At 43.1% G+C, this 11,291-nt stretch carries 10 protein-coding genes; 1 reads left to right on the top strand and 9 read right to left on the bottom strand.

Annotation, left to right across the window (positions count from 1 at the left end; genetic code table 11):
- Positions 1-57: 57 nt before the first annotated feature.
- The 7 genes from CJD36_RS05235 to CJD36_RS05265 form a co-directional block, all read right to left on the bottom strand.
- A complete protein-coding gene (locus tag CJD36_RS05235) occupies positions 58-1,815 on the bottom strand; it encodes a T9SS type A sorting domain-containing protein (RefSeq protein ID WP_105038090.1) in 1,758 nt (585 codons plus the stop codon).
- 46 nt (positions 1,816-1,861) lie between these two features.
- Positions 1,862-2,332 (bottom strand): carboxypeptidase-like regulatory domain-containing protein, encoded by a 471-nt coding sequence (locus CJD36_RS05240; RefSeq protein ID WP_105038091.1) that lies wholly within the window; start codon positions 2,330-2,332, stop codon positions 1,862-1,864.
- Between the two features lie 41 nt (positions 2,333-2,373).
- Positions 2,374-2,796 (bottom strand): carboxypeptidase-like regulatory domain-containing protein, encoded by a 423-nt coding sequence (locus CJD36_RS05245; protein ID WP_161499212.1) that lies wholly within the window; start codon positions 2,794-2,796, stop codon positions 2,374-2,376.
- A gap of 37 nt (positions 2,797-2,833) precedes the next feature.
- Complete coding sequence (locus tag CJD36_RS05250; RefSeq protein ID WP_105039020.1) at positions 2,834-3,394, bottom strand: DUF1572 family protein; 561 nt, start codon at positions 3,392-3,394, stop codon at positions 2,834-2,836.
- Between the two features lie 181 nt (positions 3,395-3,575).
- Positions 3,576-4,049 carry a GNAT family N-acetyltransferase gene (locus CJD36_RS05255; protein WP_105038093.1) on the bottom strand — a complete coding sequence of 158 codons (474 nt, stop codon included), beginning with the start codon at positions 4,047-4,049 and terminating at the stop codon, positions 3,576-3,578.
- A 136-nt stretch (positions 4,050-4,185) separates the two neighbouring features.
- On the bottom strand, positions 4,186-5,235 hold the full coding sequence (locus CJD36_RS05260) for a branched-chain amino acid aminotransferase (RefSeq protein ID WP_105038094.1): 1,050 nt from the start codon (positions 5,233-5,235) through the stop codon (positions 4,186-4,188).
- 19 nt (positions 5,236-5,254) lie between these two features.
- Positions 5,255-6,217 carry an EamA family transporter gene (locus tag CJD36_RS05265; protein ID WP_105038095.1) on the bottom strand — a complete coding sequence of 321 codons (963 nt, stop codon included), beginning with the start codon at positions 6,215-6,217 and terminating at the stop codon, positions 5,255-5,257.
- 91 nt (positions 6,218-6,308) lie between these two features.
- Here CJD36_RS05265 and CJD36_RS05270 point away from each other — a divergent pair, with 91 nt between their 5' ends.
- Positions 6,309-7,760 carry an aminotransferase-like domain-containing protein gene (locus CJD36_RS05270; protein ID WP_105038096.1) on the top strand — a complete coding sequence of 484 codons (1,452 nt, stop codon included), beginning with the start codon at positions 6,309-6,311 and terminating at the stop codon, positions 7,758-7,760.
- Between the two features lie 125 nt (positions 7,761-7,885).
- On the opposite strand, the gene CJD36_RS05275 is transcribed toward CJD36_RS05270, so the two are convergent.
- A complete protein-coding gene (locus tag CJD36_RS05275; RefSeq protein ID WP_161499213.1) occupies positions 7,886-10,126 on the bottom strand; it encodes an OmpA family protein in 2,241 nt (746 codons plus the stop codon).
- 103 nt (positions 10,127-10,229) lie between these two features.
- Complete coding sequence (locus tag CJD36_RS05280; RefSeq protein ID WP_105038098.1) at positions 10,230-11,282, bottom strand: PorP/SprF family type IX secretion system membrane protein; 1,053 nt, start codon at positions 11,280-11,282, stop codon at positions 10,230-10,232.
- Positions 11,283-11,291 lie beyond the last annotated feature (9 nt).

The following is an 11,291-nucleotide window of genomic DNA, read 5'->3' on the forward strand; positions in this document are numbered from 1 at the left end:
TTTATTTAAAATTACTTACTATGAGTATTGCAGAGCTTAAAGAAGAGGCAATAAAAATCACTCCTTTTGAAATTTCAGGATGGTGTAATTATTGACCCTTACAATATAGACACCTTGTAACATATCTGCAATTGGCACTGTTATTTTTTCAGCAAAATAATTCCCAACAAATATTCGTTGGCCTAAAAAATTATAGATCTCCACACTCCTTATTTTGTCAGCAGACAAGACGTGCAATTCGTTTTCGGCAGGGTTAGGGAATAATGTAATTTCCGACGGTTTGGGCGTGACCTCTTCTACCCCAAGCCTGAAGGTGTACGGATAGCACTGAAATGAATCATAGTTAAATTTAGCAAGATAAATCTCGGGCGCCGAATAAGGCATGAAAGCGACTGAATCTGCATATAGGGTATCGCTTGCAAAGTATACAGGACGATAACTATAACTACCCGACACGAAAAAATTTCCTCTGTGGTCTACTGCTATATTCGAACGATCAACACCACCGTTGTTTTGTCCTAAGTTGATGAAATAATTACCAGAAGTATCATACGATACTATAAAAAATGGATTATCAAGACCAGTGGGAGAAAAAAGATGACCATCAAAGTTCATTGTATATGGCGTGGAATTGAGTATGATACCCGCAACCCAGATGTTACCGCAATGATCAGTACTCACACTGCTACCAAAGTTTTGAGCGCCACCGGCAGTTTTTGCCCAAATCACATTTCCGGCCGAATTGTATTTAGTAAGAAAATAATTGACTGCGCCACCGTTTGCAAATGTGTAAGCACCGAATGATAAAGTATCTTGCCTGAAACCACCGGTAAAATAATAGTTGCCAAAATCATCGGCTGCCATATCGCTGGGAGATATTATTCCGTATATGTTCTGCGTCCACACAACGTTGCCGAGAGAATCAAACTTTGCTATATAGGTGTGTTGAAATGAGTCATTAACAGCATTACTTAGTGTATCACTTCCGATGGTAAGTTTTTGAGATTCATAAACACCTGACACTACCACCTGACCATCGGGAGACACGGCAAGCGCCCCCATCTCATCATCTTTTATCCCACCAATATTTCTTGCCCAATGTGGATTTCCCGCACTATCAAATTTTGCCACAAATGCGTTTGTTCTAAGTTCATGCTGCCCGGGAACTCCAATACTGTCCTGGTTGATAAGTGTATCAGCCCCAATAACAACTGAACGTTTATTAAAGGTACCAGCTACATATAAGTTACCGTAAGTATCAAGGCCAAGTTTGCCTGGCCACCAATAAAAAACGCTGTCATTATTTGATATAATATTTTTGGCCCACAATACAGTTCCCAAAGGATCTATCTCTGCAACGAAGTACATCAAAAATTTCTCTGGGTTAGTTAATACGGCAGAACCCAATCTGAATGTACTATCATAATATTCCCCCATAAAATAGCTGTATCCTGATGCTGTAGTAGTAATAGCTAAAGGTACAGCGTCAGAAAATTCTCCATTTAACCTAAAAATTAAATTACCGGCTGTATCCAATTTATAAAATATCAACTGTGTCCTTAAACTATCAGGATTATAAGTTGTATCGCCCGCAAATACAGTACGTGTGGCCTGCCCGGTATATCCCGCTATAAATACATTTCCAAAGGTATCTGTACACATCGGCCCCGTGTAAAAAAAAGCGTCCTCGAAAATACCAGAGTAACTATAAGTAAGTCCTGTAGCACTACCCTTAGCCCATTTCCAACCTTGTGCATAGCTAGAAAAGAACGACAGCATGGATAATAAAAGAAGAAAGAAAAAATGTTTTTTCATAAAATAGGTATTAGGTTTCAAATATAGAAAAGGCAATAGAGTCTCGCTACTTCACCGGCTTATCCCCCTCTTCAGGGGCATAGTGAATTTCAATAAAGCCTTCTCTCACTCCATCTATTCGGCTATTAGGGTCATCTTTTACTGCCTGCATAACCGCCTCTCGGAACATGTCCTTGTCTGTAACAGTAAGTGTTGCTGTCTTGCCTTGCAGCTTGAAATTGTAATACCTCTTTAATGGGTCTGTTGCGCTGATAGATACTTTGCCTACGTATACTTTACCATCTGCCAGTATGGTTACTTCATAGCTACCCCACTGCAGTCCGAAGGCCTGATAAAGGCCATATTTATTGGTATTCGCCATTGCGGGAGTAAGCTTGCCAACAACCTTTACACCCGCATTTTTTACCGGTTTATTGTTGGCATCTGTTACCTGTCCTGATAGAATGAAACCTTGATGCGCCAATGACGGAAAAGCATAAGAACAAATAAGTAATACAAGTAACAATAACCTTTTCATTGTATGATATTTTAGCTCTTTATCAAATTACCTTGTAATAACTATCGCTTTCTATTCTTTCGTCCGTCAACTCTGTCAGTACTTCCCTGCATTTTATTCAGAGCAGTCTCCATAAATACATCTTTGTCGGTCTTGGTCAGTTCGGCATTTTTACCATTTACGCGGAAATTATAAAAGCGCTTCTTCGGGTCTGTAGGTGCTATATCCAGCTTGGCAAGGCAATGCGTACTATCTACTTTAATGATCACTTCATACTTACCGGCAGGTACCGCTGCGGTAAAATACAGACCATCATCATTGGTGGTGGCAAAGCCCATGCTTTCTGAGCCTACAGCCTGCACCAGTGCTTTCTTCAGCGGCTTGTTATTCTTGTCTACTACCCTGCCGGATATTATAAAGCCCTGGGCAAATGAGGTTTGTCCGAGGGCTGTAAAGACCAATATGAATAGTAAAAATTTACGCATTTGTAGCATTTGCACAAAGGTACAAAAGAAAGGTATACTATTTTTTATCTATAAATTCGTCAGTAAAGTGGCGGGTACCTTTCTCTTGTGCAAACTTACCTGCGTTGTAGCTGGCCGATTGGTTGCGAGGTATAGACAGGCTGTTCCAATCGTTGTCGCTGCATAGCTTGGCTATATACACTATCTGCCCTACATGGTAACTATAATGCGCTATCTGCCTGTTTATGGCTTCGAGTATAGTATGCCCTTCATTGCGGATGTAGATGATCTTTTCAAGGTCATTGTCAGTGATGCTGTCCAATGCATTGAACAGACATTGCCAGCCTTCTTCCCATTTGGCCATCAGGGCTTCCCTGCCCTTTACATCATTATCAAACTCAGCGTCGCGCTGGCGCCATGGCTTTTCACCGTCTGTGGTCAGGAAGTCGGTCCAGCGGCTCATCATATTGCCCCACAGGTGTTTCACCACCATGGCTGCACTGTTGCTGTCTTCGTTCGACTGCCAGTTCAATGCTTCATCACTCATCTGGGCCATCGCTTTTTCGCCCAGCTGTTTGTACATTTTAAATTGCCTGTTGGCTGATTGTAAATAGTTCATGATTGGTTGTTTTTTGAGTAGATAGTAGATAGGCGCCATTCACGTATTCAAAACGAGTACGTCCTTGCAGTCACTGCTTAGTGATTCCCAAAGAGAGTCGGCCCGATGGTCGTCGGTCAGAGACCGACAAGAGTCGACGGCATCAGAACCTTGATACACGTTAAGGGCTCTCTACTTATCATCACCTGCAAGGGCTCTCCATATCACCATAAATATTAGGGCGGGTTATCTCCATAATACGAGCAGGAAAAGTGACTTCCTTAAAATCCACTTGCCTGTACAATCCATGTGCATCAAGGGTTGCCAGCATCAACCTTCTTAGTTTCTTTACCCAATCAAGGCCGAAAAGTTCCTGCATCATGACTTTACTAATGCCCTGTCCGCGATGCTCATCAAGTACATAGACATCTGCCAGATAACCAAATGTTGCATAGTCGGTTATGAGCCGGGCAAATGCCACCTGCCTTCCATCCTTTACTGCGCCTATGCAAAACGAGTTATTGAATGAAAGCATAAAGGTATCGTACGGGATGTTTTTTGCCCAGTACGATACCTTTGAAAGCCATACATGTACATCTTCCGGAAACATCAGCGATCTATCTGTAGTGATCAGATAGCCGTTGTACTCTATAGATACCGGTGTGTTGTTATTCATGGTAAATAATATTTTAGAACAAGTAAAATACCATACACAGCAAAATCACATAGTTATTTATTGCCGCACACACTTTTTACTTTTTACTTTTTACTTTTTACTTTTCACTTTTAAGTTTTAAGTTTTAAGTTTTCACTTACAGTACATAGTTCCACTTATGCGTATCAGGTGCTATACCTGTGCGGATATCATAGAGCTCCTTCTTCAGTGTGAACATCGTTGCGTCTTCCCCAACATAGCAGTCGTAAGCTTTACCATCTACGGCAATGCTGGCTATAGGCGCTATAACGGCAGCTGTGCCCGCACCAAATGCTTCTACACGCTTACCCGCTTCCAGTGCGTCTTTCAGCTCCTTTACAGCCAGTGGCCTTTCTTCTACTTTCATGCCTTGCTCGCGCGCCAATGCCAAAAGAGAATTACGCGTAACACCATCCAATATACTACCGGACAATGCAGGAGTGATCAAAGTACCATCTATGTAGAACATAGCATTCATGGTGCCTGATTCTTCAATGAATTCGTGGGTCTTGCTATCTGTCCATAATACCTGGTCATAGCCTTCTTCCTTGGCCATCTGCGTTGGAAAGAATGCTCCGCCATAGTTACCGCCACACTTAGCCATGCCTGTGCCACCATCTGCCGCTCTTGAAAAATGCGTTTCCACCTTTATCTTCAGCGGATTTGCATAATACTGGTATGCAGGTGAAGCCACTATCATGAACAGATATTCATCGGCTATCTTCACACCTATCCTGTCTTCAGTTGCTATCATGAACGGGCGGAGGTAAAGGGAGCCATCTGCTTCCTCAGGCACCCACTTACTGTCCAACTGCACCAACTGGTGCATAGCTTCGGTAAACAGTGACTGTGGTACACGTGGCATACACATTCTGTCCAGCGACTTACTGAAGCGGTCATAATGCTTTTCCATCCTGAAGATATTGATACGGCCATCTTCCATCATAAACGCCTTCATACCTTCAAACACGGTCTGCCCGTAGTGCAGGCACAAAGCCAGCGGGCTCAGCGTAAGGTCATGAAACGGAGTGATGCGGGCATTCTGCCACTTACCATCCCTGTATTCTGCCACAAACATATGTTCTGTAGGCACTTTGCCGAAAGGGATAGACTTGGTATCAGTTACCGTTCTTTCCGCATGCGGGGTAATCGAGATCGGGTATTCCATATTATCGGTTTTTAACTGTTTATGATCCCTCCGGCGCAGTCTCAGGAAATGCGGCGGCGGCTTTATTGTCAATATTGTCTTTTGATTCTTTATGTTGTTGTCGGTAGCCCTTATTCACCATGAACACACTGCCTACAATTGTTGCAAACGCTAATGCAGTGTATATGTTCAGCTCTTCACCCAGTAAAAAATAACCCAGTACTACCGCCACCAACGGATTGATATAAGCATATATGGTAGCTATACCCACCGGCAACTTACTGAGGCAATACATATAGGCACCATAACCCAGCACTGACCCGAATATGATCAGGTATACCAGCGACAACAGACCCTCCTTGTTATATAATTCTACGTGTTTCAGATCATCTACAACCGGGCTTATCACCAGCATAAACAAACCACCAAACAACAACTGCAGCCCTGAATTGAAGAATGGATTTACAGGATTCACGTTCTTCTTATTCACTATGCTACCCATTGCCCATGATGCTGTGGCCAGTAACACAGCCAATATTCCCATCAGGTAGCCTGTATCAGACAATGCCGCAAGGTTCTGCCTGAAGATGAGAGCGACACCGCAGGTACCCAGCAACATGCCCGCGCCAATCAATGTATTGAATTTCTCTTTCTGAGACGACATAAGGTTGAACGACACCGCAAACAGAGGCATAGCCGAACAAATTAGAGCTGCTACACCACTTGGCACGGTTCGCTCACCCCAGGTCACACAACCGTTACCCACAGTCAGCATCAGGAAGCCTACCAGCATTTGCCTGAGAATGTTCTTAGCCGATATGTCTTTATTCTTATTGGCCATCAGCGCAATGATCACTAAAATAATCCCGGAAACCACCTGCCTTACCCCTGCAAAAAGAAATGCAGGATAGTGCATCACGCCCACCCTTAGTGCCAGGTAGGTGGTGCCCCAGACTATGCAAACAAAAACAAGGGCTATATATGCTTTGGTGGTAGGTGTCATTAAGAGGTTTCTTTTCCGTTACAAAAGTGAAATGATTTTCCGAAATAAAACAGACACAATTTTCGTATTTTTGACCATAACAGTTTATTTAATGAAGATTGTTTTTAAAGGTAAAAGCGACCATCTGTACTTACAGATTGCAGAAACATTCCAGAAACAAATACTGGATGAAGTATTGAAGATCGGCGATAAGCTGCCATCAGTAAGGCTTTTAAGCAAGGAGCACGCTATAAGTGTGAGTACCATTCTGCAAGCATATTATCACCTCGAAGCCAAAGGGCTGGTGGAATCCCGCCCGCAAAGTGGCTACTATGTCAGCTTCAATCCATCACGCTTTCCTCGTAAAATAGAGAAGAGCGACCCTATACAGGTGGTGAAGAACAAAAATGTAGAGGCCATAATTGGCGAGGTCTATGATGATCTGGCGATGGATGGTGTGGTAAAGTTCTCACTGAGTGTGCCCTCTCCCGAAATACTTCCTCTTGCCCGCCTCAATAAGGCTATGATACAGTCCCTACGCGATCTTCCCGCCAATGGCACCTCTTATGAAAAAATACAGGGCAACGAAGAACTACGCAGGCAGGTGGCCCGCTGGAGCATGCACTGGGGTGGCCATTTACAGGCCGATGATCTGGTAACAACCGCAGGCTGTATGAATGCGGTCTCTTATTGTCTGCAAGCCATTACCAAACCGGGCGATACTATAGCTGTAGAAAGCCCTGTGTATTTTGGAGTACTGCGCTTTGCGCAAAGTATTGGTCTAAAGATATTGGAACTCCCGACAGACCCTGATACAGGGGTAGACCCCGATGATCTTAGAAATGCATTGGAACAGCATGATATAAAGGCTTGCTTCTTTGTTACCAACTTCAGCAACCCAACAGGTTATTGTATGCCCGATGAACAAAAAGAAGCCATTGTAAAACTACTATCTAAACATGGTGTACCACTTATTGAAGACGACCTGTATGGTGATGTGTATTTCGGCAACAAACGTCCACGTTCCTGCAAGAGCTTTGATGAAGAAGGCAATGTGCTTTGGTGCAGCTCTATATCAAAAACATTGGCTCCGGGCTACCGTGTTGGCTGGGTAGCACCCGGCAAGTATATTGATAAGATCAAGAGCCTGAAACTATACCATTGTATTACCTCTGCTACTGCGCAGCAGGCTGCACTAGGCAGCTTTTTGGCCACAGGCAGGTACGAACAGCATTTGCGTAAACTAAGGCAAACATTACACACCAACAGCCTTCAATTTACCCGTGCTATTGGTGAGTATTTTCCTGAAGAGATAAAACTAAGCACACCAAAGGGTGGCTTCATTTTGTGGCTGGAATTAGCCGAACATATAGACACCTACCAGCTCTACCAGGAAGCTATGCAGCAGAAGATCAGCTTTGCTCCGGGAACCATGTTTACACTGCAAGATCGATATCAGAACTGTATGCGATTGAGTTATGGTATGCCATGGTCAGCAGAGGTAGAGCAGGCACTAAAAAAGCTGGGAGGATTGGTGAAGAAAATGAATGGCTCAATGGCTTAATGCCTCAATGGCTCAATAACCTTTGAGCGACCTATAGCGGGAACCACAGCGAAAAATGGAGTCTTAAAAAGAAGAAAGGGTTTGCATTGCTGCAAACCCTTTCTCTTTATGAATAACTTTTGATGTTAATTATCACCTTCTTCTTTTGGAGCCTTAGCACCTGCTGGGTCTGGTTCATCATCAGCTTCCTGACGAAGATTCCTTTCCTGCTGGTCCATCGAGCCCGGCATAGCACTGTTGAATATTACACGACGTGTAGGCAAGTCACCAATGATACGGAATTCTGTACGACGGTTCAACTGACGTGCTTCAGGTATGTCGGTCTTACCATCGGGAGTAACTTCTACAGCTACCTGATTCTTTTTACCAAAACCCTTAGCGGTCATTCTCTGCCTTTCAACACCATTCTTTTCCAGATAATCTAACACAGACTGTGCACGACGCTGAGAAAGAGGGAAGTTATATTCATCTGTACCCTTACCATCTGTATAAGAATAGATCTCTACCTGTATTGATGGATTATCCTTCATGAAGTTTACCAGTGTATCTAATGATGCAACTGACTCAGCACGAAGTGTAGCCTGATCGTAATCGTAGTAGATGTTGCTTACGCTGAAACTGTGCTTGATGCTATCTAAGTAGATAGTAACATGTACTGTATCATCAGCATCAGAACGCTTAACAGACATAGTACTTACTGTAGCACGAGATGATGTATAACCTGGCTTATCAGCAGTAAGAACGTAAGAATGATTACGTGTCATGTTGAATATGAAGTTACCATCTTCTGAACTGTAAGTAGTCATTTCAGATTTCTGGTCCAGCATTTTCACTACAGACTGTGGCATGATGCTCTGGTCTTTCTTGCTCAATACTTTACCGATGATCACCAAACGTGGTTCGTATTGTATTCTCCAGATATCGTTACAGCAAGTAGGGTTCTTCAATGCAATTGTACCGATACGATTAGATACGATGTATGCATCTGGCTTACCTACCGGATCTTTGATGAAATAGAACTCATCGGCAGATGTGTTGAAAGGATAGCCAAGGTTCTGCACCTTAGAGTAACGCGAAGGACCACCATCAGCTACGTTGATATCGAAACCACCGAAAGACTTACGGCCGTTAGAAGCGAAATACAACTTACCAACACGTGTATCGTAGTACGGAGTCAACTCATCAGACTTAGTATTGATAGCCTTACCGCAGTTCTGCGGACGACGGAAAGTACCATTTCTAGGATCGATAACTGAATACCAGATATCATAACCACCACGACTCTGCAGCTTACGGTTAGATGCGAAGTACAGAATTTCTTTCTTTCCCACCTTAGCTACAAATGGCATAGAGTTAGACTCTTCACCATCCGCTTCGTTCACACTTGGTACCAGCATTGCAGGAGACCATTTGTGCTCAAGGAACTGAGAATAGTATATTTTGCAAACGAACCTGAATGAATCTTTTACTTTGCACTGAGTGAAGTAAAAACGATCTCCACCAGGGCTGTAGCAACCATTACCTACGTTTGCTCCGTTAGCCAATCCCTGCGCATTAAATCCACCATCGTTAAATGGTAAAGGCCACTGGAAAGAATCTACATAACCAGGCTGCTTCTTAGCGATCATGAAATGCTCGGCAGAGATCATATCAGGCTTGTTAGACTTACGGTTGAAGGTAGTCACCTCAAGTGTGTTACGGTTCAATGTAGAGAACAGCAACATAGAATCACCCAATGGATAAGGAGATAATTCTGTGTAAGCAGAGTTAACGTTAGGACCGCAATTAAAGATGTTTACCGGAGCAGGATCCTTGATAGAGATCATTGCCATTTCGCAACCATCAATTTCTATCTGAGCCAGCTTCTTGTAATTCTTATATTCTTTTTGCGTTGGCGTTCTGTTGAAATTGTTGTCCAACGGATTGTTGGCAGCAGTCTTCTTGTTATCAGTCAAAAACTGTTTGAACCAGGTTATCGCCTGTTTGTATTCACCCTGCTGCTTAAACATCTGACCTGCGAAAAACGCAGACAATGGATAATCCTTCTTGTCAAGGTAGTACGTTTCAGCGTAGTGATGTGCCGCCGGAACATAATCCCTGGTTGCCATGTAACACTCACCCAGTATATAAGCGAGGTATGGATTTCTCTCATCCCTCGACCTAAGGTCCTGATAATAATCAATTGCGTCGAAATAGCTACCCCCTACAAACAAACCAAGCGCTAAGCCTAACTCTTTTTCATCAGAAATTACCCTGGTTGGGTCATTAATGCTATTCCTTCCGGATATGGCTTTCTGGGCATTCGAATTGTATTGTGCAATAATAAATGTTGTCGCTAAAATAAGGAACAGCCAATTTTTTCTCATGTGCATGATCGTTGAAAACGATATAAAAGTATAAATTGCTTTTAAAAAAAAGAAGGGCTGACAAAAAAAAAGTTTAGCCCTTCAACGTATTATGAAATATCGATTAGAATCGCGGACATGGAATCGAGCGCCTTGTATGCGAAACTGAGTATGGACTTACATACCTTATTGCTATCTCAAAACCGCCGTTTCCGTTAGAAGCGTTGTTCAAAGAAGAAGTATTATAGTCATAACCAACGCCTATTCTCATGTTCTTGATCTCTATACCGGCAGTCAGCATTGCTGCATCACCCCCGCGCATCCAGCCACCAACAAAGATAGCGGGTGTAAAGTTCACATCACCATATTGTTCGCCAATGTTATAATGGAATTCATTACCAAAGATCATTTCTACTGCAGAAGCCTGTGTCTGGAACAATACAGCAGGACGTAAACTCATCTTGTCAGATACGTTCCATACTATACCCAATGTACCTGTATACCTCATTGCAAGGCCTACATCGCTGTTCTTTTTCTTCAGGATAGCATCAGTTGGCTGATTAAGGTTATTAGCACCTACACCCAGTATGAAGCTGAAGCTTTCATTGAAGGCATGTGAGAAGCAAAGACCGGCATTTACCAGTGCATAGTTAACATTATTACCCATTCCGTACTTATACTCAGCTGTTGTACCCTTTACGAAAGAACCGTTGACGAATTCATCGCCAAAGTATAATTTAGAAAGGTCTATGCTCTTCTGAGCATAGCCGAATTGCAAGCCGATAGCGAGATCAGATCCGCTGTAGTTATCAAGGCCACCACCAAATAATTTGTGGTAAGCTATAGATCCGAGACCTGTAAAATTAGATAGATTACCATCGCCGGCCTGATCTTTATACAACTGAAGGCCACCTGCAAGGTAACCACCATCAGTTGATTTTATCGGCAGATCAACAGACGCACCATAGGTAACATAGGGAACAGTAACGCTCTTCCACTGGTTCCTGTAGATAGCATTGGCGCGCACCTTACCGTAGAACATACCTGTAAATGCAGGATTTACCACCAGTGGCTGCATATCGAACTGGCTGAAGTGAATGTCCTGGGCAATAGCTGCAGGCGCTGTAAGTGTAAGCGCCGCAATGCTCAAACGGGTGATAATATTTCCTTTTCTCATCTTGATATA

This window comes from Flavipsychrobacter stenotrophus (assembly GCF_002954265.1).
In the GTDB taxonomy this organism is placed as follows: Bacteria; Bacteroidota; Bacteroidia; order Chitinophagales; family Chitinophagaceae; genus Flavipsychrobacter; species Flavipsychrobacter stenotrophus.